Origin of the sequence: Delftia sp. DS1230 (assembly GCF_040112715.1) — a bacterium.
GTDB lineage: Bacteria > Pseudomonadota > Gammaproteobacteria > Burkholderiales > Burkholderiaceae_C > Comamonas > Comamonas tsuruhatensis.
Window position 1 is genome coordinate 3012323 of record NZ_CP157763.1, and the last position, 25327, is coordinate 3037649.

Here is a 25327-nt window from a genome sequence, read left to right on the forward strand (position 1 = left end):
ATTCGTCTTCGCCTGCCTGCCTGCCCGCTCGTCTGCCGGCCGGCGGGGAAAGGCGTGAATGGTCCCTGACACGCGAAAGCCCGTGACGCCCATGTCCCAACCGTCCCCATCGTCCACACCGTCCTCACCGCCCCTCTCTCCCGACACTGCCGCCTCCGCCGTGGACCAGGCAGTCGCCAGCGGCGGCTCCTACGAAGTGCTGGCCAAGCGCCTGGACGGCCAGGGGCAGGCGCTGGAGGCGCTGGTGCGCCAGCTCAACGAGGAGCGGCTGGAGGAATTCGGCCGCAGCCAGATGGAAGTCATCGGGCGCATGCGCGTGCGCACCGAAAACAACTGCCTGGGCCGCGACATCGCCCAGGTCGGCGGCTACCTGCTGTTCGGCTACAACGTCTTCATGGGCCTGAAGCAGTCCACGCGCGTGGAAGACGTGTTCGGCCTGTACCGCCTGCACGAGGGAGAGCAGGGCTACGAGGTCACTCCCGTGGACCTCAAGGACAGTTTCCTGGGCATACAGAGCTTCGTGCAGGACTTCCAGGAGCTGTACGCCTACTACAAGAACACGCGGCTGATGCAGCTGGCCGTGCGCGACGGCAAGCTGTTGGCGAGCTTCCAGATCGGCGAGCGCCTGTCCGATGTGCGCGTGTTCCGCTGGTCCGTGCCCGTGGACGGCCAGCCCATACGCTACATAGACAACCGCGGCGAGCGCGACATCGAACTGCCTGCGCCCCATGACTTCGAATGGCAGCGCGCCGGGCGCGAGCAACTCGTGCAGGGGCGCCACCCGCACATCAACGTGCTGGACAAGGTCTTCGTCGAGACCCTGGGCGGCACGCTGACCATCAAGGTCGAGAACAACACCAACGACGGACTGGGCATCTACAGCGAGCCCGTGCAGGAGAAGAACCAGTCGCTGGACGACGCCGTGTTCGAGTACGCCGCCGTCGGCAGCCTGATCCTGCTGAAGATCCTGCCCTACCGCGAAGAGCAGTGGCGCTACCTGATCTTCAATACCGTCTCCCGCCAGGTGCTGCGCATGGATGCCATCGGCGCGGCCTGCATCCAGCTGCCGCAGGACCACGGCATCATCTTCCCGGGCGGCTACTACCTGCAAAGCGGGGAGAACCGCTCGTTCGAGCAGAACATGCAGGGCATGCGCTACCGGCGCAGCATCCGATCGCCCAACGGCGAGGACGTGCTCTACGTGTTCTACGAGCCCGAGAGCGGGCGCATGGCGCTGTTCAAGTACAACCTGATCGAGCGCGCCCTGCAGCCGCCCATCATCGGCCACGGCCATGCGCGCATGGACGACGGGCGCATCGTCATCTTCGCGGCCGAGAGCAACGAAGCCTCGCGCGTGCACCCCATGCAGGTCTGGCGCACGCCCTTCGCCTCGGACGACTACGCGGCGCGCCAGCCGCAGCGCGACAGCTTCCTGGGCCGCATCGGCAATGCCGAGCTGGTCAGCGGCATCTCGGACCTGTACAGCGTGCGCAAGGAAATCGCGGCCACCGAGGTCTCGCTGCCGCGCTACGAGCGCCTGATCGACGCCGCGCGCCGCCTGTTCGAGCGCTACCACTGGCTGGGCGCGCCGCAGCTCAAGGGGGTGCACGAGACCCTGCTGGGCATCGTCGCCACGGGTGATGCGGTCATCGACGAGTACGAAAAGGTCGAGAGCATCCGCAATGCCTCGGCCAAGGCCATGGGCGAGGTGTCCGGCCGCCATGGCCGGTTGCTCAAGCAGTTGCGCCTGGCGGACTGGAAGGGCATTGGCGAATACGTGGATGCGCTCACCCAGCTGGGCCAGCTGCGCGGCCAGCTCATGGCCACGCGCGACCTGCGCTATGTGGACCAGGCCGCCATCGACACCATGGTGCAGGGCGTCAACGAGGCCCAGGCCGATGTCTCCCAGCGCACGGCCGCCTTCATTGCCACCGACGAGGCCATGCAGCCCTATGCCGAGCAGCTGCAGGCGCTGGACCAGGCTGCGCAGGCGGCAGCCACGGTGGCGCAGATCAACGAGCCGCTGGCGCGCATGGCCGACATGGCGGCCGCGCTGGACATGCTGTCCGAGCTGATGGGCAGCCTGTCCATCGACGACGCCACGCAGCGCACCCAGGTGGTGGACCGCATCTCGGCCGTCTATGCGCGCCTGAACCAGGTGCGTGCACGCGCCGAGCAGCGCAGGTCGGGCCTGGGCGGTGCCGAGAACGTGGCCCAGTTCGCGGCCCAGCTGGCGCTGTTCTCGCAAAGCATCGTCAGCGCCCTGGGCCTGGCGCAGACGCCCGAGAAATGCGACGAGCAGCTGGCGCGCCTGCTGGTGCAGCTGGAGGAAATCGAAAGCCGCTTCGGCGAGCACGAGCAGTTCCTTGGCGACATCATGGCCAAGCGCGAGGAAGTGCTGGAGAGCTTCGAGGCGCGCCGCCAGTCGCTGCAGGACGAGCGCCAGCGCAAGGCGCAGGGCGTGCTGGACGCGGCCCTGCGCATCGTGCAGAGCCTGCCCAAGCGCACCGAGAAACTGGCCAGTGCCGACGCGCTGCATGCGTTCTTTGCAGGCGATCCGCTGATCGGCAAGCTCAAGGAGCTGTCCCAGCGCCTGCGAGAGCAGCTGCACGACCCGGTCAAGGCCGACGATATCGACGGCCGCGTCAAGAACCTGCGCGACCAGGCGTTTCGCGCGCTGCAGGACCGCAGCGAGCTGTACGAAGGCGGCGGCGCCATCATCCGCCTGGGCCGCCACCGCTTCAGCGTGGGCAACCAGGAACTGGACCTGACCCTGCTGCCGCGCAACGGCGCATTGTTCCTGCACCTGGTCGGCACTGAGTATTTCGAGCCCGTGGACAACCCCGAGCTGGCCGCTTTGCAGGCCTACTGGGATGCCTCCACGCCGGCCGAATCGGCAGACTTCTATCGCGGTGAATACCTGGCCCTGGAAGTGGTGCAGGCCGCACGCCAGCGCCGTGACGGCTGGAGCGAGGCCCGGCTGGCCCAGTTGCTGCCCGACGAGGCGGCGCTGACCCAGGCCATCCGCGAATTCTCCGCGCCGCGCTACCGCGAAGGCTATGAGCGCGGTATCCACGACCATGATGCGGCCCGCATCCTGCAGGTGCTGCTGCCCCTGCGCGATGCCGCCGGCGTGCTGCGCTTTGCGCCCGACGCCCGCGCGCTGGCCCTGCTGTTCTGGAGCGCACAGGCCCAGGTGCAGCAGCCGCAGCTGGCTGCCGCCATGGCGCAGTGGCCGCTGCGCGCCCAGCAGGCCCAGGCCATGCAGCAGATGTTCGGCAGCGAGGCCGAGCAGCTGAGCCTGCGCGCCGACATTGCCGAGCGCCTGCGCGCCTATGCCGACGAGCGGGGCCTGCTGCGCGACCTGCTGCCAGGACAGGCGGCGCCCGCAGACAGCGATATCGACAGCCTCATCCACGGCGCCGCCGACTACCTGCAGGCCGAGCTGGCGCAAAAGGCCGTGCGCTTTTCCTTCTCCAGCTACAGCCAGTCGGCCATTGCCGCACTGCAGGCCGCCGTGCAGCAGCAGGCCCAGCCGCTGCAGCGCTGGGAGGAAATGCAGGCCTACTGGCAGGGCGAGGATCGGCACGACAAGCCTTTGGCGCCGCTGGACCAGCGCTGGCGCAGCGCGCTGCACTGGCTGCAGACCGCCTGCCGCGCGCTGGACGACGGGCAAGGGCAGGCCTGGCTGGCCTATTGCGGCGAAGCCGCCGCCTGGCTGTGCTGCGCCGGCCCACTGCCCTGCAAGGTCAGCAATGTGGACCTGCGCCATGAAGTGCCGGGCCTGCTGGGCCAGCATCCGCGCATTGCGGACGGCCGCATGTGGCTGCAGATCGACGACCTGGGCCAGCGCGCCGCGCGCCATTTCCGCAGCTTTGTCCCCGAATTCGGCCGCTACCAGGCGCTGCGCCAGCAGCTGCTGCAGGACTGGCGCTCGCGCGTGCGGGTGGACGAATTCAAGGCCCGGCCGCTGTCGTCCTTTGTGCGCAACCGGCTCATCAACGAGATCTACCTGCCCGTGATCGGCGACAACCTGGCCAAGCAGATCGGCGTGGCTGGCGAGAACAAGCGCACGGACCAGATGGGGCTGCTGATGATGATCTCGCCGCCCGGCTACGGCAAGACCACGCTGATGGAGTACGTGGCCAACCGCCTGGGCCTGATCTTCATGAAGATCAACGGCCCGGCGCTGGGCCACTCGGTGCGCTCGCTGGACCCGGCCCAGGCGCCGGACGCCACGGCGGCCAAGGAGCTGGAAAAGCTCAACCTGGCGCTGGAGATGGCCAACAACGTGATGCTGTACATCGACGACATACAGCACACGCATCCCGAGTTCCTGCAGAAATTCATCTCGCTGTCGGACGGCACGCGCCGCATCGAGGGCGTGTGGAAGGGCCAGACCCGCACCCACGACATGCGCGGCAAGCGCTTTTGCGTGGTCATGTCGGGCAATCCGTACACCGAGTCGGGGGAGGTCTTCAAGATCCCCGACATGCTGGCCAACCGTGCCGACATCTACAACCTGGGCGATGTGCTGGGCGGCATGCAGGAGGTGTTCAAGCTCAGCTACATCGAAAACAGCATGACCTCGAACGCTGTGCTGGCGCCGATGGCCACGCGCAGCCTGCAGGACCTGTACCTGCTGCTGGACAAGGCGCAGGGCAGGGATGTCTCGGGCAACGCGCTGTCGCACGACTATTCATCGGCCGAACTGCGCGAGATCGAGGCCGTGCTGGCCCGCATGGTGCAGGTGCGCGAGCTGGTGTTCAAGGTCAACCAGCAGTACATCCAGAGCGCCGCGCAGGACGACGGCTACCGCACCGAGCCGGCCTTCCGGCTGCAGGGCAGCTACCGCAACATGAACAAGCTGGCCGAAAAAATCACCCCGGTGATGAACGACCAGGAAATGCAGCAGATGCTGGCCGACCACTACCAGGGCGAAGCGCAGATGCTGACCACGGGCGCCGAGGAGAACCTGCTCAAGCTCGCCGAGCTGCGCGGGCAGATGAGCGACGAGGACAGCGCCCGCTGGCAGCAGATACGCCAGCAGTTCCTGCGCCGCCAGGCCGCAGGCGGCGCCAATGCCGACGCCGCCACGCGCGTGACGGCGCAGCTGGTCGACCTGGTCGCCGCCACGCGCGAGGTGGCCCAGTCGGTGGCCCAGCCCCAGCAGCAGGCGATGCAGGAAGGCGCCGCCGAACAGTCCCAGCTCCTGCAAGCGCTGCAGGCACTGCTGGCCCGGCTGCTGCAGACGCAAAGCGCCGCAGGCGACTCGCTGCACGGCATACGCGAGCTGATGGCGCAAAGGGCGGCCAGCGAGCCCGCCAGCACCCAGGCCGGCACCCCGTCAGAGGTGCAGGCCGCCCAGGACCGTCAGGCCCTGGTCCACATGCTGGGCCAACTGCTGACCCGGTCGCTGGCCCAGTCCCTGGAGCCCGTGGTCACGCACCTGGACCAGGCCCGCCGCCAGCAGCTGGGCTTGCACCGCGTGCTGATGCAGGTGGCCACGCGCATGCAGGAGCAGATCGATGCCCAGCGCGCGGGCCGTCCCGTGCCGGCTGCGGGCGCCATACGCTCCGAGGAAATCGACAAGGCCTTCGAGCGCATGCAGCGCGGCGACATGCCGCCTGCGGCCTAGGCGCTGCGCCGAGGCCGGGGCAGGGCCCATCGGCAAAGGCTGGGGCGCCTTGCTGGCGCTGCCTTTGCATGGGCCGGGGCCCTCGCACGTCTGCATGCGCTGATCCGTCATCGGACAACCCGATGTCCCGGACGTTGGACCATCACCTACAACCCGGGGCGCGTCCCGAACCGATGCTTGGAGTGGCGTGTTCGCAGCAGTGTGCACGCCCCACGAAGAGCCAACCCGATGGACGCCCCATGGAACACAACACCCAGCTTTCCGTTTCGCGCAGGGACCTGCTGATTGCAGGTGCCTCCACGGCTGCGGCAACGGCCGTGCCTCGATCGGCCGGCGCGCAAGTGCAGCCTCCCTCCATCCCCGAAGGGGTCCAACTGCCCGTCACCCTGCAGGTGAACGGCCAGGAACACCGCCTGGACCTGGACACCCGCACCACGCTGCTCGACGCCTTGCGCGAGCACCTGCACCTGACCGGCACCAAGAAAGGCTGCGACCATGGCCAGTGCGGGGCCTGCACGGTGCTGGTGAATGGCCGGCGGGTGGTGTCCTGCCTGAGCCTGGCCGTGATGAACCAGGGCACCGCCGTGACCACCATCGAAGGCCTGGGCACGCCGCAATCCCCGCACGCCATGCAGGCCGCCTTCGTGCGGCACGACGGTTTCCAGTGCGGCTACTGCACGCCGGGGCAGATCTGCTCTGCCGTGGGCATGCTCGACGAGATCCGGCAAGGCATGCCCAGCCATGCCAGCGAAGACATCGTGGCCCAGCCCCTGGTGTCGGCCCATGAACTGCGTGAACGCATGAGCGGCAACCTGTGCCGCTGCGGGGCGTATTCCAACATCGTCGATGCCATCACCGAAGTGGCGGTGGAGGGGCGGACATGATTGCCTTCACCTACGAACGCGCCCAATCCCCCGCGCAGGCTGCCGCCGCCGTGGCGGCCCGGCCGGGCGCCCGCTTCATCGCCGGGGGCACGAATCTGCTGGACCTGATGAAGCTGCAGATAGAAACCCCCGTGCATCTGGTCGATGTGAACGGCACCGGCATGGATACCGTGGAGTCCACCGCGCAAGGCGGGCTGCGGATTGGCGCATTGGTGCGCAACAGCGACCTGGCCGCCCATGTGCGCGTGCGCCGCGACTACGGCGTGCTGACGCGCGCCCTGGTGGCCGGCGCCTCGGGCCAACTGCGCAACATGGCCACCACAGGCGGCAATCTGCTGCAGCGCACGCGCTGCCCGTATTTCTACGACACCAATATGCCGTGCAACAAGCGCGTGCCGGGCAGTGGCTGTTCGGCCATTGCCGGCGTGAGCCGCCAGCATGCGGTGATCGGCGGCAGCGAGGCCTGCATTGCCACCCACCCCAGCGACATGGCCGTGGCGCTGCGCGCGCTGGACGCCACGGTGGAAACCATCCAGGCCGACGGCAAGGCCCGCGTCATCCCCATTGCCGACTTCCACCGGCTGCCCGGCAGCACGCCGCATGTAGAGACGGCCTTGCAGGCCGGCGAACTGATCACCTCCGTCACCCTGCCGCCGCCGCCGGGCGGCACGCACATCTATCACAAGGTGCGTGACCGCGCCTCCTATGCCTTTGCGCTGGTGTCGGTGGCCGCCATCGTGCAGCGCGACGGCAGCGGGCGCGTGGCCCTGGGCGGCGTGGCGCACAAGCCCTGGCGAGTGGAGGCGGCCGAAGCGTTGATGCCGCAGGGCGCCAAGGCCGTTGCCGACCGCCTGCTGGCGGGCGCCCGGCCCACGCAGGACAACGCCTTCAAACTCACGCTGGCCGAGCGCACCCTCGCCGCCGTGCTGCATCAGGCCAGGAACTGACGCCATGAAATTCGACACCCCCGCAACGGTCAATCCCATTGACCAGCTCAAGATCATCGGCCAGCCGATGAACCGCATCGACGGCCTGCTCAAGACCACCGGCACGGCGCCGTATGCCTATGAGCGGCATGACGTGGTCCAGCACCCGGCCTATGGCTATGTGGTGGGCTCGGCCATTGCCAAGGGCCGCATCCGCAGCATCGGGCTGGCGCAGGCAAGCCGCGCGCCCGGCGTGCTGGCCATCGTCACCGCACAGACCGCTGGCAAGCTGGGCCAGGGCAAGATGAACACCGCGCCGCTGCTGGCAGGCCCCCAGGTGGCCCACTACCACCAGGCCGTGGCCCTGGTGGTGGCGGAAACCTTCGAGCAGGCGCGCGCTGCCGCGCAATTGGTCCGTGTGGACTACGAGCCCGTGGCTGGCGCCTATGACTTGGCCAAGGCCAGGGACTCCGCCGTGCCACCCGACAGCATCAATGGCGATGCGCCGGACACGGCCATTGGCGATTTCGAAGGCGCCTTCGCCTCTGCCCCCGTGAAGGTGGACGCCACATACACCACGCCAGACCAGTCGCACGCCATGATGGAGCCCCATGCCACGCTGGCCGCATGGAAGGGCGACCAGCTCACGGTATGGACCTCGAACCAGATGATTGCCTGGGGGCAGGGCGAGCTGGCAAAGACGCTGGGCATTCCCAAGGACAAGGTGCGCCTGGTCTCGCCATTCATCGGCGGCGGTTTTGGCGGCAAGCTGTTCCTGCGGGCCGATGCACTGCTGGCCGCATTGGGCGCCCGCGCGGCAGGCCGGCCCGTCAAGGTCGCACTGCAGCGCCCGCTGATGGCCAACAACACCACGCACCGCCCGGCCACCATCCAGCGTGTGCGCATCGCGGCAGGGCAGGACGGCAGGATCACCGCCATCGGCCACGAAAGCTGGTCGGGCGACCAGCCCGGAGGATCGGCGGACGGTGCCGTGGACCAGACCCGCCGCATGTATGCCGGCACCCATCGCATGACCGCCACCCGCCTGGCCGTGCTGGACCTGCCCGAGGCCAATGCCATGCGCGCCCCCGGCGAAGCCACGGGGCACATGGCCCTGGAAGTTGCCATGGACGAGCTGGCGGAAAAGCTCGGCATCGATCCCGTGGAGCTGCGCATCCGCAACGACACCCAGGTGGTGCCGGACAGCGGCAAGAAGCCGCAACCCGAGGCGAAGGAGGGCACCCCTGCCCAGGAGCACAAGCCGTTTTCCCGCCGTGAGTTCGTGCAGTGCCTGCGCACGGGCGCCGAGCGCTTCGGATGGAGCCAGCGCAATCCCCAGCCGGCCCAACGGCGCGAAGGGCGCTGGCTGATCGGCCTGGGCATGGCCGGCGCCTACCGTGGCGCGCCTGTCATGAAGTCCGCCGGCCGCGTGCGCCTGGACAGGCAGGGCATGCTCACCGTGGAAACCGACATGACCGACATCGGCACGGGCAGCTACACCATCATTGCCCAGACGGCGGCCGAGATGCTGGGCCTGCCGCTGCAGCAGGTGCGCGTGCGGCTGGGCGACTCCGGCTTTCCCGTGTCTGCCGGCTCGGGCGGGCAATGGGGCGCGGCCAGTGCCACCTCCGGCGTCTATGCCGCCTGCGTGAAGCTGCGCGAGGCCGTGGCGCGCAAGCTGGGCATGGACCCGGGGACGGCCGAATTCGCGGATGGGCATGTGCAGGCGGGCGGCAAGCGCCGGGCCCTGGCCAGCGCTGCCGGCGACGGCGACCTGACGGCCGAGGATGCCATCGAATTCGGCGTGCTCGACAAGAAGATGCAGCAGTCCACCTTTGGCGCGCACTTCGTGGAGGTCGCCGTGGACGCATTCACTGCAGAGGTCCGCGTGCGGCGCATGCTGGCCGTTTGCGCGGCCGGCCGCATCCTCAATCCCAAGACGGCCCGCAGCCAGGTCATCGGCGCCATGACCATGGGCGTGGGCGCGGCCCTGATGGAGGAGCTGGCCGTGGACACGCGCCTGGGCTTGTTCGTCAACCACGACCTGGCGGGCTATGAGGTGCCCGTGCATGCCGACATCCCGCACCAGGAAGTGATCTTTCTGGACGAGGTCGATCCCATGGCCTCGCCCATGAAGGCCAAGGGCGTGGGCGAGCTGGGCATCTGCGGCGTGAGCGCGGCCATTGCCAACGCCATCTACAACGCCACCGGCGTGCGGGTGCGCGACTACCCGATCACGCTGGACAAGCTGCTGGCAGGCCTGGGGAGGCTGGCATGAGAGGGCACTGCACCTGAGGCAGCCCGCTCAGGCCCTGGATTCTTGATGAACGAAGGCCGGTCACCTCTGGGTGGCCGGCCTTTTTGCATGTAGCCATCAATAGAACGCATAGCTTGCGCGTCCGTCGGCATTGGCCTGGAGAGGCTGGCGTGGAGATACTTTTTGCACTGGGAAATGTCGGCGCTGTGCGCTCCGAACGCAGGCCACCCCCAGTTTCCCCACAACAGAACCTGGCCTGGGTGCAAAGCGCCTGCCAGGGCAAAGAGACAACCTGCTCCGACAAGGACTTGTATGAAAGATATCCGCAAGACGATGGACGAGGGCGCCATGGCGCCGTTCCAGTGGCTCGCCGTGGCCATCTGCATCCTGCTCATCATGCTGGACGGCTTCGATGTGCTGGTGATGGCCTTCACCGCCTCGGCCGTCGCTGCCGAGTGGAAGCTCAACGGGGCGCAGCTGGGCGTGCTGTTCAGTGCCGGGCTGATCGGCATGGCCATAGGCTCGCTGTTCCTGGCGCCCGTGGCCGACCGCCGTGGCCGGCAACCCGTCATCGTGCTGTGCCTGGTCGTGGTGTCCGTGGGCATGCTGCTGTCTGCCGCAGCGCGCAGCTATGTGGAACTGGCAGCCCTGCGCGCCATGACGGGCGTGGGCATTGGCGGCATGCTGGCCAGCGTGGGGGTGATCACCTCGGAGTATTCATCGAACAAATGGCGCAGCACGGCGATTGCGCTGCAGGCCACGGGCTATCCGATTGGCGCCACGCTGGGCGGGCTCATGGCCGCCTGGCTGCTGGCACACCATGGCTGGCGCTCGGTCTTTGTGTTCGGCGGCCTGGCCACGGCGCTGATGGTGCCCATCGTGCTGTGGCGGCTGCCGGAGTCGGTGGACTTTCTGTTGGGCCGCCGCCCGGCACGTGCGCTGGAAAAGCTCAACCGGCTGATGGCGCTGATGGGCCATCCTGCCTTGCTGCAGCTGCCTGCACAGGCCGGCGGCGAAGTCCGGCAGGGCAACACCGTGGCTGCCCTGTTCAGGAACGGCCTGGCGCGCCCCACGCTGATGCTCTGGGCCGGCTTCTTCCTGCTGATGTTCAGCGTCTATTTTTCGCTGAGCTGGACGCCCAAGCTGCTGGTGCAGGCCGGCCTGTCGGCACAGCAGGGCGTGACGGGCGGCGTGCTGCTCAACCTGGGAGGCATTGCCGGCGGCAGCCTGTTCGGCCTGCTGGCAGTGAAGGTGAGGCTGCGGCATCTGGCCATGGGCAGCCTGCTGCTGAATGCCTTGTTCACCGCGCTGTTCGGCCTGGCCTCGGCCAGCCTGGGCTGGGCGTTCGCCGCAGCGGTAGGCGTGGGCGTGTTCCTGTTCGCCTCCATGGCCGGGCTGTACGGGCTGGTGCCGGCCACCTATCCGGCCCAGGTGCGCGCCACCGGCATGGGCTGGGCCATAGGCATTGGGCGCATAGGCGCCATCGTGGCGCCCACCATGGCCGGCCTGCTGCTGGACGGTGGCTGGCAGCCTGCCTCGCTGTACTACGTCTTTGCCTTGCCGCTGATTGCCGCGGGGCTGGCCGTGTGGGCCACGGGCGCCGGCCGCACCCTGGCGCCGATGGGTGGCGCGCTGCGAGCGCCTGGTGCTTGATCCTTGAACCCCTATCCGTGAGCACGCGCCCAAGCGCAGGAGAAACACTTCCATGGCATTGGACAAACCCTATCTCGACGTACCGGGAACCACGGTCTTCGACGCCGAGCAATCCCGCCAGGGCTACTGGCTCAACCAGTTCTGCATGTCGCTGATGAAGGCCGAGAACCGCGAGCGCTTTCGGGCTGACGAGCGCGCCTATCTGGGCGAATGGGCCATGACGGCCGAGCAAAGACAGGCCGTGCTGGACCGCGACCTGAACCGCTGCATTGCGCTGGGTGGAAACATCTACTTCCTCGTGAAGATCGGCGCCACCGACGGCGTCAGCGTGCAGAACATGGTCTCGACCATGAGTGGCATGAACGAGGAGGACTACCGCCAGATGATGCTGGGCGGCGGACGCAGCATCAATGGAAACCGCTACCTGCATGAGCAGGAACGACAAGAAAAAGGCATCTGATGGCACGCATCACCGCATCCGTCTACACCTCGCATGTGCCCGCCATCGGCGCGGCCATGGACCTGGGCAAGGCGGGCGACCCCTATTGGCAGCCGCTGTTCAAGGGCTTCGAGCACTCGCGCCAATGGCTCAAGGACAACAAGCCCGACGTGATCTTCCTGGTCTACAACGACCACGCGACCGCGTTCAGCCTGGACTTCATTCCGACGTTTGCCATCGGCACGGCCGCTGAATACCAGCCCGCCGACGAAGGCTGGGGCCCGCGCCCCGTGCCCAAGGTCGTCGGCCATCCGGGGCTGGCCAGCCACATTGCGCAGTCGGTGATCCAGCAGGACTTCGACCTGACCATCGTCAACAAGATGGACGTGGACCACGGCCTGACCGTGCCGCTGTCGCTGATGTGCGGCGAGCAGGACGCGCGCACGGGCGCCTGGCCCGGTGATTCCGTTTGCCGTCAACGTGGTGCAGTACCCCGTGCCGTCGGGCCAGCGCTGCTTCAACCTGGGCCGGGCCATCCGCCGGGCCGTGGAAAGCTTCGACGAAGACCTGAACGTGCAGATCTGGGGCACGGGCGGCATGAGCCACCAGCTGCAGGGCGCGCGTGCGGGCCTGATCAACAAGGAGTGGGACAACCGCTTCCTGGACCTGCTGATCGAGAACCCTGCCGGCCTGGCCAAGATGCCGCATATCGACTACGTGCGCGAGGCTGGCTCCGAAGGCATCGAGCTGGTGATGTGGCTGATCGCGCGCGGTGCCATGGCCGATGTGGATGGCCCCGCGCCGCTGCCCAAGGTCAACCACCGCTTCTACCATGTGCCCGCGTCCAATACGGCCGTGGGACACCTCATCCTGGAGAACGCTGCATGAGCCGGCCTTGCGTGGTACTTCTGCCGGGCCTGCTGTGCGACGAGGCGGTCTGGCACGAGCAGCAGGCGGCCCTGTCCTTTGCCGGTGTTGCCGAGTGCATTGTTCCGTCCTATGGCGCGGCGGCCACCATCGAAGACATGGCGCGCCTGGTGCTGGATGGCGTGGCGGCCGAGCGGTTTTCGCTGGCGGGCCATTCCATGGGCGGGCGCGTGGCCCTGGCCATTGCCGGCATGGCTGCCCAGCGCGTGGAGCGGCTGGCCTTGCTGGACACCGGCATGGACCCCATCGCTCCGGGCGAGGCCGGCGAGAGCGAACGCGCCAAGCGCATGGCGCTCTTGCAGATCGCCCGGCACAGCGGCATGCGCGAGATGGGCCTGCAATGGGCGCGCGGCATGGTGCATCCGGACCGGCTCGATACGCCGCTGTTCAGTGAGGTGCTCGACATGGTGGCGCGCTTCACGCCCGAGGTGTTCGCCGCGCAGATCAATGCCTTGCTGAACCGCCCCGATGCGAGCGATGGGCTCAGGCAGCTGCGCTGCCCGACCCTGCTGGCCTGCGGTCGTCAGGATGCCTGGAGCCCGCTGTCACGCCATGAGCGCATGCAGGCCCTGTGCCCGGGCGCCGAGCTGGTGGTGATCGAGGACAGCGGCCATATGAGCACCATGGAGCAGCCGCAGCAGGTGTCGCGGGCACTGCTCGACTGGATGGGGCGCTGAGCGAGCGCTGCGCTCAGGCTAGGCCGGCAGATCGCCCACGGCCCGCCGGCAGGCCTGCATGAACAGCTCCAGGTCCTGCGAGGCCGTGCTCAGCGCACGCGTGGCCAGCCCGATGCGCCTGCGTGTGGAAGGCAGGTCCACGGGCACGATGGACAACTGCCCTCCGTGGTCATCCTGCAGGGCCTGTCCGCGCGAGGCCAGGGCCAGCCGGCCCGTCTGCAGCACAAAGGCCAGCGTCATGGTCGGGCTGCTGGCGCGCAGGCTGGCGCGCGGCGGCTCCAGGCCCTGGCTGCGGAACAGCTGGACCATGGCGCGGTCGGCCGGCGTGCCGGGCAGGGGCGACACCCAGGGCCATTGCAGCAAGTCCTCCAGAACCAGCTGGCCGCAGCCAAGGCAGGCATGGCCGGCCGGAGCCACCACGACCAGGTCATCGTCGAACAGGTGCAGCTGGCGTACCTCATCGGAGGGCATGTCGGCGCGCAGGGCGCCAGCGATGGCGTCGATGTCGGCGCTCAGCAGATGCTGCACCAGGCTCTCGTAGGTGCCGTCCACGATGCTGACCTCGATGTCCGGGTGGCTGACGGCCAGGCTGTCGACAGCGCGCGGCAGGAAGATTCCCACCGACAGCGGCAGCACGCCGACCACCACGCGCCCCCGGATCTCGCCGCGCCAGGCGGAAATATCGCTGTCCATGCCGCGCACCTCGGCCAGGGCCAGCTTGACACGGCGCAGCAGCGCTTCGCCGGACGGCGTCAGCTGCGTGCCGAAGGCCAGCTTGTAGAACAGCTGCATGCCCAGACTGGTTTCCAGCCCCTGCAGCGCCGCATGCACGGCGGGCTGCGTCAGGCCCAGCCACTGCGCGGCCAGGGATTCGCTGCCGCAGTCGGCAATGGCCATGAGGGCGCGCAGCTGGCCTGCCGGCACGGTCTCGGCAAAACGCTCGGGCAGGGGAGGGCGCCTGGCCGCCAGCGTGGCGGCGGCCTGGGCGTCGGCCGCGCCGCTGCCCAGATGCTGGAGCATGGCCTCGATGCGGGCGGCCAGCTGGCTGCCCAGCGGGGTCGGCATCATGCCGCGCGCACCGCGGATGAACAGCGGCATGCCGCAGGCCTCTTCCAGTTGCAGTACCGAACGCGCCACGGCCGGCTGAGAAAGATGCATAGCCTGGGCGGCCCGCGTGGTGCTACCGTGGCGCACCACGCCCAGCATGGCGCGCATGGCTCGCAAATGGCCTGCCAACTCGGGAAAACGCGAGGGATTGCTGCTGGCCCAGGGGGCAAGAGAATGGTTCATTGAAAGGCGCTTCGCGGTACGTTGGAAGAACGTGTTTTGATTGTCCCATAAGAAAAACGCATTGATGGCCGTTGCTCCGGCATTGGCCGGATCGGTGCCGGCATGGAATGCTTGGTGCCTGGATCAAGACAGCCCATCGCAGGCTGCGGATTCCGGGGAGACAAGAAACATGAACCATGAAATCGACCGGCTGCTGGCCCGCCAGGCCTGCATGGATCTGGTGCTGCGCGCTGCTGCCTTTGCGGATGCCGGTGATGCCCAGGCCCTGGCCCGGCTGTTTGACGAAGACGGCCAGCTGCAACGGCCCGGCGGCGAGGTACTGGGCGGGCGCACGGCCATCGCCGCTGCGTACTCCCGGCGTCCCGCGGGCCGCATGACCCGGCATCTGGTCACCAACACGCTGGTGGAACTGCAAGGCCCGGACCGCGCCAGCGCGCGCAGCCATGTGCTGCTGTGGTCCTGCGACGAGGCCGATGCCATCACGCCGCACGGCCGCCCGGCACAACCGCGCCAGCTCGTAGGCGAGTTCGATGACACCTTCGGCCGCAGTCCTGAAGGCCATTGGCTGATCACGCGCCGCGTGGCGCGCTTCGTCATGTACCGGGACCTCCCGGGCGCCTGAAGAGCAGGGCGCCCAGCCGCTTTCTCCCATTTCCCCGTGCCCGCCACTCTCGCCTTTCTCAAGGCGCAGCGTTGCGGCGTGCCGATTCCGCAACGACGACGACAGGAGACACAAGCATGAAACGCACTCTCAAGAGCATTCCCCACCCCCCAGCCAAGCGCCAACTGCGGGCTTGTCTGGCCCGCCTCGCCCCGCTCGCCATGCTGGCAGCAGCAGGCGGCGCCCAGGCCCAGACCGCCTCATCGGTGACGCTGTACGGCCATCTGGACACCGGCATCGAGCACCTGACGAATGTGCAAGGCGGCGGATCGCTGACGCGCATGCCCGGCCTCACGGGAACGGCACCGTCGCGCTGGGGGCTGCGCGGCAGCGAGGATCTGGGCGGCGGCCTGAGCGCCGTCTTTGCGCTGGAGTCAGGCTTTGGCCCGGATGCCGGCACCTTCAACCAGGGCGGGCGGGGCTTCGGGCGCCAGGCCTGGGTGGGGCTGTCCGGAGGCTGGGGCAGTGTCTCGCTGGGGCGCAACTACACCATGCTGTACTGGGCATTGTTCGATGCCGACCTGCTCGGCCCCAACGCCTTCGGCCTGAGCAGTCTGGACAGCTACATCCCCAACACGCGCACCGACAACTCCCTGGCCTACCGGGGACGCTTCGGCGCCTGGAGCCTGGGCGCCGCCTACAGCCTGGGACGCGATGCCGTCAACGCCGGCCCCAGCCCGGCCGGCACCAACTGCGCCGGCGAATCGGCCACGGACAGGCAGGCCTGCCGCCAGTGGTCGGCCATGCTGAAGTACGACACCGCGCCCTGGGGCTTTGCCCTGGCCGTGGACGAGATGCGCGGCGGCGCCGGCGCATTTGCAGGGCTCACGCGCTCGGACCTGAAGGACCGCCGCATCATGCTCAACGGCTATGCCGCGCTGTCACCCACCATCAAGCTGGGCGCCGGCCTCATGCGCCGCGACAACGACGCGGCCCAGGTGGCCTCGGCCAGCAACGGCGCCACGCCGCGCAGCACCCTGGCCTGGGGCGGCCTGTCCTGGTCCCCCAGCGCCGCCATCGTGGTCGATGGCCAGCTGCAGCAACTGCGCTATGCCCAGGGCGGCGACCGCTCCACTTTGCTGGCCCTGCGCGCCACCTACAGGTTCTCCAAGCGCACTGCGGTCTATGCCCAGGCCGCGCGCATTGACAACGGACAGCGCCTTGCCATCTCGGTCAGCTCGGCCGCAGCCGGCGGCAGCCCGCTGGTGGGCGCATCGCAGACCGGCCTGATGCTGGGCATGCGCCACTCGTTCTGAAACCGAAGGCAAATACAACAGGCCAGCTGGGCAAGTCGGCAATTTCCTGGCGCAGTTCGGCGAGCAGCCCGGCGTCGTCGCCGGGTGTGCGATGGCTGCGGCCATCGGCCCAGCCTCACCGCGCCCAGGCAGGTCGCGCACAGGCGAGCGCAATCCACTTTTTTCTGCGGCGTACCGCACGGCTTCCTTGAGGATTTCGTTCTCCAAGGTTGTCTTGCCGAGCACGCGCTGCAGCTTGGCTATTTCCGCACAGACACCGACAGCGGACTCCTTGATATCCGTACATGCCGAGTTGTGGACCGGAGATGTGCTCACGCGCATAAGTAGCAATTTCCTCAAATTAATAGAAAAATTTAATTCATATTTGATTAAATTGATATCTATGATGCAGCCATCGGATCAATTTTGGCATTCAATGGCAGCATGTGGCTGCGCCGATCCGGCCAGTTCAGGGTGACGCGGGACAGCGCAGGGCAGGGGGGCTGAAAAGTCGCAAGCCCCATGCTCTGCGCCAAGCCAGGTCAAGCCTGCATGGCGAACTCAACTCCATCGTCCTGGTCGAGGGCGAGAGCACAGTGGAAGGAACAACAATGAGACTCCAGATCAGACAAGCCTACAGTTTTGGTGCCGCTCTCCTGCTGGTTCTTGGCGCAGCCACCATTGGCGCAGCCATCATGAGCAACCGCAGCAGCGCTCTTGCCGACGAAACCGCCGCCAGGCGATACCAGTCGTACCTGCTGGCCGATGAGTTGCGGCAAAGCTCTGACGACCTCACCCGACTGGCACGCACCTACGTGGCCACCGGTGACGCCAAGTGGGAGAAGCAATACATCGAGATTCTGGATATTCGCAATGGCAAGCTGCCACGGCCTCAGGCCTACGAGCGGATCTATTGGGACTTCCGGGCAGCCGATGCGCAAAACGTGCGTCCCGCAGGCGAAACGGTGCCGCTGCTTGATCTGATGAAGCGGGCCGGCTTTGCAGACAACGAACTCGCCAAGCTGGCCGAAGCCAAGGCCAACTCAGATGATCTGGTGCGCACTGAAACCATCGCCATGAACATGGTGAAGGGCCTCTATGACGACGGCAAAGGTGGGTTCACGCGCCAAGCTGAACCCGACAAGGCCAAGGCTCTGGGGATGATGCACGACTTGGCGTACCACCAGTACAAAGCCAAGATCATGAAACCCGTGGACGAGTTCCTGATTCTTCTCGATGAGCGCACGTCAGCACAGCTGGCCGCAGCCGTGGCGGCGCGGCAGCAATGGTCGAAACTTGCCATGGCCTCGACGGCATTGCTCATCGTGAGCCTGCTCGCCGGGCTCCTTTATCTGCGTCGTCGCACCAGCGCCGTGCTTGGCGACGTCAGTCGTGTGGCATCGGGCATTGCGGCAGGGGAGCTTGATCAGTCGATCGATCTCGGAGTGAGGGGTGAAGAAGGTGACCTGCTGCGCACTATGGGCAGCATGCAGCAGCAATTGTCTAGCGTGGTGGGCGCCATTCGCAGTGGTGCCGACAGCGTGGCGACAGCCAGCTCCGAGATTGCACAGGGCAACCAGGACCTGAGCCAGCGCACCGAAGAGCAAGCCAGTGCCCTGCAACAAACGGCCGCCACGATGGAGGAGCTGGGCACCACCACCCGCAACAACGCCGACAACGCCAAGCAGGCCAATCAACTCGCTCAGGGCGCCTCGGCCGTCGCTGCGCAAGGTGGCGAGGTGGTCGGCAAGGTCGTCACCACGATGCAAGGCATCAGCGACAGCAGCCGCAAGATCGGCGACATCATCGGCGTGATCGACGGCATCGCCTTCCAGACCAACATCCTGGCGCTCAACGCAGCCGTCGAGGCGGCCCGCGCAGGTGAGCAGGGCCGCGGCTTCGCCGTCGTGGCGTCTGAAGTGCGCAGCCTCGCGCAGCGCAGTGCTGAGGCTGCCAAGGAAATCAAGGCCCTGATCGGCCGTAGCGTCGAGCAGGTGGAGCAAGGCACCGTGCTGGTGGACGAGGCCGGCAAGACCATGGGCGAGATCGTCGCCTCAATCCAACGCGTGAGTGACATCGTGGCCGAGATTACCTCGGCCAGCGTCGAGCAGAGCTCCGGCATCGGGCAGGTCGGCGAGGCCGTCAGCCAGATGGACCAGGTGACGCAGCAGAACGCGGCGCTTGTGGAAGAGAGCGCTGCCGCCGCAGAGAGCCTGAAGGGCCAGGCCCAGAAACTGGTGCAGGCCGTGGCGGTGTTCAAGCTGTCGCATGAAGGACTTGGAAGCTCGACCCACGCTGCGGCCCCAGCGGCCAACGCTGCTGCCGTCGAGCGTCGCGGCCCGGACCGTGCCAAGAACATCGCCCGGCCGGCATTCAAGGCGAAGGCTGCTGCAGCCCCAGCATCGACCTCTGAGTCGAGCCGGCTCGCTATCGCACCTGCCAAGACCGGCACTGACGACTGGACGTCGTTCTGAGCGCGGCTCGCCGCGCCAGAACCCGCCCGCAATCTCCAAGGAGTCGAAGATGACCGCCATGATTGAAGAGCGCCCAACGGTAGCACCGGTTACAGCGCAGACGACAGCCGCCTCATCAACCCGGGCTGCCAAGGCAGTGGCCTCCATGCCCAACGAGTTCCTCAGCTTCCGCCTGGGTGGCGAGGAATACGGCATCGACATCCTGCGGGTACAGGAGATCCGCATCATGAGCAGCGCCGAGATGGGGTTGATGGAGGCCGCGATGCTTTGATTGATACGATGTATATTATGTTAAATCACAGTTGCGATTAACACTGTCCAAACCCAGGTAAGGCACTCTTCCTGCACCAGGCCTGCCTGTCTTCCGCCTCTTTTTTTTCAGCTGTTCAACCCTCTTCCCAGGCTCTCCAGTTCCTGCCTCAACAACAACTCCGTCTCCTGCGGTTCGAATTGGCGTTGCAGCAGCGGGATGGTGAAGACGTAGCGTGCGTCGTGCACGCCGTGGGTTTCATCGCGGCGCAGGACGTAGGCCAGTTGCAGGCGGGCCAGGGATCGGCGCAAGGCCTGGGCCTGGCCGGTTGCGCCGTGGGCCTGGACCAGGGCGTCGAGCGCGGTCAGGCTGGTGTGACCTTGCTGGGCCGTGTGATAGACGGCGATGCGGTCCAGGCGGCAGGCCTGTTCGTCGGTGCTAAGGCGGCCCCAGCCGACCAGCGCATCCTGTACGGGCTGGGATTCCAGCGCCTGGCGCAGGTGGCGCTCTTCGATCACGCGTTCGTCGGGCCCCAGGGCTTGCAGGCATTCCTGGCAGAGGATGGCAACCAGATTGGCCCGCCTGCCGCTGGCCTCGATCAGGCGTTCGGCCAGCGCGTCGTTGGCGTAGCCCACGCGCAGCCTGCGCAGCGGCTCGGTGGCCAGTGCCTGGCAGGCGGATGGCTCCAGGCCACCGATGGCCAGGATGTCGCCGAAGTTGCGCAGCGGCGACTGGTAGTCGAGCAACGCGGCCGCATAGAGATCCCAGAATCCAGCCAGCATGAACCAGCAACGGCCCTCCTCGCTGAGCGCGCGCAAGGCGCTGAGCTGGGGATAGCCGTTGCGGGCCTCATCGCGGAAGAACAGGTCGGCCTCGTCGATCAGCAGGTACAGCCGCCTGCCCTGCGATTGCGACTGCAGGTGTTCGATGATGGCCTCCAGCGGTGTCTCCACGGGCAGGCCGAACTGGGTGGCCAGGCGCGGCGTAAGGCGGTGGTCGCGCAGCGAGAGGTAGTGGCAGGCAATGGACGGATGCTCCTGCAGGCGCCGTTGCACCGCCTTGAGCAGGCTGCTTTTGCCGAGCTGGCGCCCTCCCACGACCAGGTAGTTGGCAGGTTCGCGGTTGAGTACGCGCGCCAGCAGGCGCTCGCGGCCGAAGAACACGTCCTCGCGCGTCACGCCGCCGCGCGTCTGGTAGGGCGAGATGCGCGTGACCTGCAGCTGCGCGGCCAGCAGCCGCAGCAGCACCTGCGCGGGCTCGCCGCCCATCGGGGTTGTAGCGGGGCAAAAGTATGGCGGTGCCTATGAACAGCGTGAACAAGGCCAGCAGCGCGGCGCGCCAATAGGATCGGGGCAGCTGCAGAAGGCGGGCCGGGCCGCTCATGCCTGCAGCACTGCCATTGCGGCTTCGCGGGCGATGTCGCAGCGCCAGTGCAGGTGGGCGCCCTCGCCCGCTCCGCGCACCTGCAGCAGGTTGCCCCAGAACAGGCGCCGCAGCACGGCATCCTGCAGATAAGGCCGCGCACGGCCCAGCGATGCCGCATCCACCAGGCTTCGCAATTGATCGCGTGCGGCCGGCTCCTGCGCCAGGGGCAGCAGGGTCTGCCACAGGCGCGCACTGGCCACCAGATGGGCGCGCAGCAGTGGCGAGTGCACGGCAGCGATGCCCACACCCTGCTCCACCAGCCATTGCAGCGCCTCCTCGAAGAGCGCGGGATGCCCGCCCGTCAGGGCCTGCAGCGCCTCGATGACCTCGACCGGCCAGGCTGTTGCCGGCCAGCGCTGGCGCGCCATCAGGGCCAGGTCTTCCAGCGTGGGATCGGGCCAGTGGGCCACCTGGCCGATGTTGAGCAGCGACAGGTCACCGCTGCGGTACTTGAGGTCGGCCAGCGCCTCGCTGCCGCACAGCAGCAGGTGCAGGCGGCCGCTGTGCATTTCGCTGAGGCTGCGCAGAATGCCGGCCAGTGTCTCGCGCAGTGCGGCCGTGCCCTGCTCGAAGCGGCTGACCAGGCAGAACAGCCGGCCGCCGGCCAGCAGGCGCTTTTCCAGCAGGGCCTCGAATTCGTAGTCCGAGCCCACTTCGCCCAGCCCGCATTGCCGGCCCAGGGCCGCAAAGTAGTCGGCCGGGGCCGTGCTCACGCTGTACGGCGGCCAGCCGGTCGCGCGAGCGCGGATTGGGCAGGGAAACCCCATTCCTCCAGTTGTTGACGGCTTCCCGGCTCAGCCCGATCTCGGTGGCCACCCCCGAAGCGCTGGCACGGATGCGGCGCATGTACAGACCCAGAAGATGGCCGAAATCCTCGTGAACGCCTGCGGCCACGGCGGGGCCCTGCTCGATTGCGGTGGGCTGCATCAGCGTTGGCCCTGCTCAAAAAGACGGCGCCTGATGGCGCATGTCCATCCTGCGGTGACGACGGTCGGTATCCACATCCTGTTCACCCTCTCCTGGGAGTTTGCCGGATCTTGTGCAATTTGTTTCATTTTGCCGAGCGCGGATTGTCTCAGGATGCGGCATCCCCGCCACCCTGCCCCGCAAACTCCCGCCGCGCGCCGGCCATGCGGTACAGCGGCAGCACCACCGCCAGCACCAATCCCAAAGCCAGCCAGAGCCACAGTCCCTTGCCTCTGAAGGCCAGGGCCGCAATGACGGTGAAGGCCACGGCCTCGCACAGCCCGCGAAAGCCGGCCCGCAGCATGAACAGCCCCACGATGCCCTGCACGGGCGACACGCCGCTCTTGCGCAGGCTGGCCATGGTGTCCAGCAGGGCCTGCACGGATTCCTGGGCCTGGCGGTCACGCTCCTGGTCCCGCTCGCGCAGCCGGGTGATGGCCATGGGCTGGGCCGGATTGGTGAGGGCGGTGCCGTCGGCGCCCTCTTCCTGGCCGGGCTGCGGGTAGACCTCGCCATCCGTATCGACCAGCACCTGGCGCTCCGGGTAACGGGACAGCCAGGCGTGGTGGCTGACCCATTGGCCAGCATCGAAGTGGTAGCGCTCGCTCTCGCCCACCTGGTCGTAGAAGACATGCAGCACCGCCGCCTGCAGGCCGTGCTGGAACAGCGTCTCCAGCAATCGCCAGGGCATGCCGGCCGTGGTGCGGGTGTCAAAGCCCAGCTCCAGGTGCTGGGGGTGGCCCAGGGCGCTGGCATTGGCCCAGTCGTCATCCCACAGCGCGGATCGGTCCAGGGCGGGGTCCAGCTCATGGATCCAGCGCTCGGCCTGCTCCCAGGACTGCCGGGCCAGGTACTGGCAGATCAGTTGCACGCGGCGCAGCTGCAGGGGCGTATCGAAGAAAAGATAGAGGTGATGGACGTTGCTGGACATGGCGGGGCCTGAGGCGTTTGCAGGAATGCCGCGATTGTTCAATTGCAGCCGCCAGCCGGCCCTCCCAGGCCTGTCCAGCACGCGGCTGGCAGGCGCTCCCACCGGTTGACATTCTGTCCACTGCAAGAAGCGGGATGCAGGCGCTGCGGCGGCGTCCTAGACTGCGGCAATTGCCCACAGCGCCCATATTGCCAACCGCGCCCATACCGCCAACCCCGCCCGCCATGCTCAACCTCGGTCTTTTCGACAACGAAGCTTGCGAATCCGCCTCGCCCTGCCACTGGACGCAGATGGAGCACCAGCTCGATGAGCAAGGCTGCGCGCGCCTGCCCGGCCTGCTGGATGCGCAGCAGTGCCGCGACCTGGCCGCTCTTTACGCAAGGGAGGATGGCTTTCGCTCCCGCATCGTCATGGCACGCCACGGTTTCGGGCGCGGCGAGTACCAATATTTCGACTACCCCTTGCCACCGCTGCTGCAGCGCCTGCGCGAGCAGCTGTATCTGCGCCTGGCGCCGGTGGCCAATCTCTGGAACCAGCGCATGGGGCTGGAAGTGCGCTATCCGGACCGGCTGCACGACTTCCTGGCGCGCTGCCACGCGCAGGGCCAGTTGCGGCCCACGCCGCTCATCCTTCAATACGGTGCGGGCGACTACAACTGCCTGCACCAGGATGTCTATGGAGAGCATGTGTTTCCGCTGCAGGTGGTGCTGCTGCTGTCGCGGCCCGGGCGGGACTTCACGGGTGGCGAGTTCGTCATCACCCAGGCCGATGGCGACCGGCAGCGGGCCGATGTGATGGCACTGGACCAGGGCGATGCCCTGGTCCTGGCCGTGCGCCACCGGCCCGTGCCCGGGCGGCGCACCGGCTACCGCCGCGTGGCCATGCGCCATGGGGTCAGCCGCATCCACAGCGGCCATCGCCATACCGTGGGGCTGATCTTTCATGACGCACTTTGATGGATGGCCGGTATGAGCACGCTGGATCTTTTCGCCGATGAACATCCCACCGGGGCCGAATCCATAGGCCCCCAATCCGTGGTGCTGCGCGGCCATGCCCTGCCCCATGCCGCGCAGTTGCTGGAGGCGGTCGAAGGCATTGCGGCGCAGGCGCCGCTGCGCCATCTGGTCACGCCGGGCGGCTTCACCATGTCGGTGGCCATGACCAACTGCGGCGCGCTGGGCTGGACCAGCGACAGGCGCGGCTACCGCTACAGCGCCATCGACCCACTCAGCGGCCAGCCCTGGCCGGCCATGCCGGCCCTGTTTGTACGGCTGGCGGGCGAGGCGGCCGCTGCGGCGGGGTTCGATGGCTTTGTGCCCGATGCCTGCCTCATCAACCAGTACCTGCCCGGCACCCGGCTTTCCCTGCACCAGGACCGCGACGAGCGCGACCTGGGCGCGCCCATTGTCTCGGTGTCCCTGGGCATGCCGGCCACTTTTCTGTTTGGAGGACTGGCGCGCGCGGACAGCACGGCCAGGGTGCCGCTGCAGCATGGCGACGTGGTGGTCTGGGGCGGTGTGGATCGGCTGCGCCACCACGGCGTGTTGCCGCTCAAGGACCAGCCTCACCCGCTGCTGGGCGGGCGGCGCATCAATCTCACTTTTCGCAAGGCGGGCTGAATGGTTGGACGGTCTGAAATGGATAGGCTCAACAGCCAGGATCGCTTCGCCCGCCTGGATTGGGCGCGGATTGCCGCTGAGCTCGATGCCGAAGGCCATGCCCTGCTGCCGCAGTTGCTGACTGCGGATGAAAGCCGCGCCTTGGCCCGCGAGGCGGCCGCCGCGTCTGGCCTGCCGCCCTGCGTGCAGGCATGGCGCCCGGTGCTGTACGGGCATCTGCTGGCCCTGGCCAACCGCTGGCGCGAACACATGGGCATGCAGCCTGGGTTGCCGGGCTGCTTCGAGGATTTCATGCGTCCGGGCCGGCAAGCAGGCCAAACGCAGCCGCAGCCACAGCCACATCTGCTGCGCGTGCCGCAAGCGGGTCATGCCCCGCTGCGTTCATACAGCGAAGGTGCGGCGGTGTTTCCGCTGCAGCTGGTGGTGCTGCTGTCCCGGCCGGGCCAGGATTTCGAGGGCGGCGAATTCATGATGACCGAGCAGCGCCCGCGCATGCAATCGCGCCCCATGGTGCTGCCGCTGGGCCTGGGGGATGCGGCCATCATCGCCACGGGGCCGCGCCCGGTGCGCGGTGCGGCAGGCTTTTACCGCGTGCACCTGCGGCATGCCATCAGCCGCGTTCACCGTGGCGAGTGGCTGGGTCTGGAGCTGCTTTTGCACGACGTGCCCCAGGCGCCAAAGGCTCTGCAAACAGAGCGCTGGCTATAATGCCGCGCCTGCAAAGGCATCCGTGCAACAGGTGTCCGCATGCCAGCCATGGGGATGAAACGGGAACAAGGTGACTGCCAGCAAATGCTTTTTGCGCTGCCGGCACAGGCCTTGGCTGCCCCCGCAACGGTAAACAAGTCAAGGCGCTCCATGCCTGTCCCGCCAGACTCCGCAACCCTGCGGAGGGGCGATGACAGGCTGTCACTGGTCCATGGCGTGGTCTGCAACATGCAGCTTCTGCGGGTGGATTGGGAAGACGGAGAGCTGGGCGGAAGGCATGTCCTTGCGCCGCTTGTGAGCCCGGAGACCGGCCTGCTGCGTTTCGCGCCTGCTGTGCAGGCGTTTTCTTGACTGTCTGCGGGGTGCG

Annotated in this window: 17 protein-coding genes, 3 pseudogenes and 1 riboswitch; of the genes and pseudogenes, 15 read left to right on the plus strand and 5 right to left on the minus strand. The window is 67.5% G+C overall.

Going from position 1 to position 25327, the window contains the following annotated elements; translation table 11 throughout:
* The first annotated feature begins 91 nt into the window (after positions 1-91).
* The 8 genes and pseudogenes from AAN986_RS13490 to AAN986_RS13525 all read left to right on the plus strand — a co-directional run bounded on the left by AAN986_RS13490 (position 92) and on the right by AAN986_RS13525 (position 13401).
* Positions 92-5638, plus strand: a complete 5547-nt coding sequence (locus AAN986_RS13490; RefSeq protein ID WP_241150420.1) for a DNA repair ATPase — start codon at positions 92-94, stop codon at positions 5636-5638.
* A gap of 239 nt (positions 5639-5877) precedes the next feature.
* Positions 5878-6522, plus strand: a complete 645-nt coding sequence (gene paoA, locus AAN986_RS13495) for an aldehyde dehydrogenase iron-sulfur subunit PaoA (RefSeq protein WP_047219170.1) — start codon at positions 5878-5880, stop codon at positions 6520-6522.
* A complete protein-coding gene (locus AAN986_RS13500) occupies positions 6519-7469 on the plus strand; it encodes a xanthine dehydrogenase family protein subunit M (protein ID WP_047219171.1) in 951 nt (316 codons plus the stop codon). The genes paoA and AAN986_RS13500 overlap by 4 nt, the downstream gene beginning before the upstream one ends.
* A gap of 4 nt (positions 7470-7473) precedes the next feature.
* A complete protein-coding gene (gene paoC / locus AAN986_RS13505; RefSeq protein ID WP_047219172.1) occupies positions 7474-9726 on the plus strand; it encodes an aldehyde oxidoreductase molybdenum-binding subunit PaoC in 2253 nt (750 codons plus the stop codon).
* Positions 9727-10017: 291 nt separating this feature from the next.
* The gene (locus AAN986_RS13510) at positions 10018-11358 is read left to right on the plus strand and encodes an MFS transporter (protein ID WP_047219173.1); all 1341 of its coding nucleotides are present in this window, start codon (positions 10018-10020) and stop codon (positions 11356-11358) included.
* 52 nt (positions 11359-11410) lie between these two features.
* Positions 11411-11818: a protocatechuate 4,5-dioxygenase subunit alpha gene (ligA, locus tag AAN986_RS13515; RefSeq protein WP_016453399.1), complete on the plus strand. Its 408-nt coding sequence runs from the start codon at positions 11411-11413 to the stop codon at positions 11816-11818.
* Positions 11818-12685 (plus strand): annotated as a pseudogene (locus tag AAN986_RS13520) (class III extradiol dioxygenase subunit beta). Before ligA ends, AAN986_RS13520 begins: the two are co-directional and overlap by 1 nt.
* Positions 12682-13401 carry an alpha/beta hydrolase gene (locus AAN986_RS13525; RefSeq protein ID WP_047218694.1) on the plus strand — a complete coding sequence of 240 codons (720 nt, stop codon included), beginning with the start codon at positions 12682-12684 and terminating at the stop codon, positions 13399-13401. The pseudogene AAN986_RS13520 and the gene AAN986_RS13525 overlap by 4 nt, the downstream one beginning before the upstream one ends.
* An 18-nt stretch (positions 13402-13419) precedes the next feature.
* On the opposite strand, the gene AAN986_RS13530 is transcribed toward AAN986_RS13525, so the two are convergent.
* Positions 13420-14691, minus strand: a complete 1272-nt coding sequence (locus tag AAN986_RS13530) for a LysR family transcriptional regulator (RefSeq protein WP_047218693.1) — start codon at positions 14689-14691, stop codon at positions 13420-13422.
* Positions 14692-14860: 169 nt separating this feature from the next.
* Between AAN986_RS13530 and AAN986_RS13535 the strand changes: the two genes are divergently transcribed.
* Together AAN986_RS13535 and AAN986_RS13540 are read left to right on the plus strand one after the other, a co-directional pair.
* Positions 14861-15313: a nuclear transport factor 2 family protein gene (locus AAN986_RS13535; protein WP_047218692.1), complete on the plus strand. Its 453-nt coding sequence runs from the start codon at positions 14861-14863 to the stop codon at positions 15311-15313.
* A gap of 116 nt (positions 15314-15429) precedes the next feature.
* A complete protein-coding gene (locus AAN986_RS13540; protein ID WP_047218691.1) occupies positions 15430-16608 on the plus strand; it encodes a porin in 1179 nt (392 codons plus the stop codon).
* A gap of 22 nt (positions 16609-16630) precedes the next feature.
* Here the strand turns inward: AAN986_RS13540 and AAN986_RS13545 are convergent.
* Positions 16631-16857, minus strand: a pseudogene (locus AAN986_RS13545) (IS3 family transposase); the annotation flags it as partial.
* A 341-nt stretch (positions 16858-17198) separates the two neighbouring features.
* On the opposite strand from AAN986_RS13545, the gene AAN986_RS13550 reads away from it, so the two are divergent.
* Together AAN986_RS13550 and AAN986_RS13555 are read left to right on the plus strand one after the other, a co-directional pair.
* Positions 17199-19061, plus strand: a complete 1863-nt coding sequence (locus tag AAN986_RS13550) for a methyl-accepting chemotaxis protein (protein ID WP_047218690.1) — start codon at positions 17199-17201, stop codon at positions 19059-19061.
* 49 nt (positions 19062-19110) lie between these two features.
* Positions 19111-19284, plus strand: a pseudogene (locus tag AAN986_RS13555) (chemotaxis protein CheW); the annotation flags it as partial.
* A 155-nt stretch (positions 19285-19439) separates the two neighbouring features.
* Here AAN986_RS13555 and AAN986_RS13560 read toward each other — a convergent pair.
* The 3 genes from AAN986_RS13560 to AAN986_RS13570 form a co-directional block, all read right to left on the minus strand.
* The gene (locus tag AAN986_RS13560) at positions 19440-20579 is read right to left on the minus strand and encodes an AAA family ATPase (RefSeq protein WP_047218681.1); all 1140 of its coding nucleotides are present in this window, start codon (positions 20577-20579) and stop codon (positions 19440-19442) included.
* Positions 20580-20690: 111 nt separating this feature from the next.
* Positions 20691-21449, minus strand: coding sequence for a hypothetical protein (locus AAN986_RS13565; RefSeq protein WP_349335714.1), 759 nt, complete (start codon positions 21447-21449; stop codon positions 20691-20693).
* A gap of 362 nt (positions 21450-21811) precedes the next feature.
* On the minus strand, positions 21812-22633 hold the full coding sequence (locus AAN986_RS13570) for a hypothetical protein (RefSeq protein WP_047218680.1): 822 nt from the start codon (positions 22631-22633) through the stop codon (positions 21812-21814).
* Positions 22634-22857: 224 nt separating this feature from the next.
* Between AAN986_RS13570 and AAN986_RS13575 the strand changes: the two genes are divergently transcribed.
* From AAN986_RS13575 to AAN986_RS13585, 3 genes are read left to right on the plus strand one after another with little or no spacing between them, the layout of a single operon-like run.
* Positions 22858-23589 carry a 2OG-Fe(II) oxygenase gene (locus AAN986_RS13575; RefSeq protein WP_047218679.1) on the plus strand — a complete coding sequence of 244 codons (732 nt, stop codon included), beginning with the start codon at positions 22858-22860 and terminating at the stop codon, positions 23587-23589.
* Between the two features lie 12 nt (positions 23590-23601).
* Complete coding sequence (gene alkB / locus AAN986_RS13580) at positions 23602-24252, plus strand: DNA oxidative demethylase AlkB (protein WP_047218678.1); 651 nt, start codon at positions 23602-23604, stop codon at positions 24250-24252.
* A gap of 18 nt (positions 24253-24270) precedes the next feature.
* Positions 24271-24960, plus strand: coding sequence for a 2OG-Fe(II) oxygenase (locus AAN986_RS13585; RefSeq protein WP_047218677.1), 690 nt, complete (start codon positions 24271-24273; stop codon positions 24958-24960).
* A gap of 12 nt (positions 24961-24972) precedes the next feature.
* A riboswitch (cobalamin riboswitch) is annotated at positions 24973-25291 on the plus strand.
* The last annotated feature ends 36 nt before the right edge of the window (positions 25292-25327 follow it).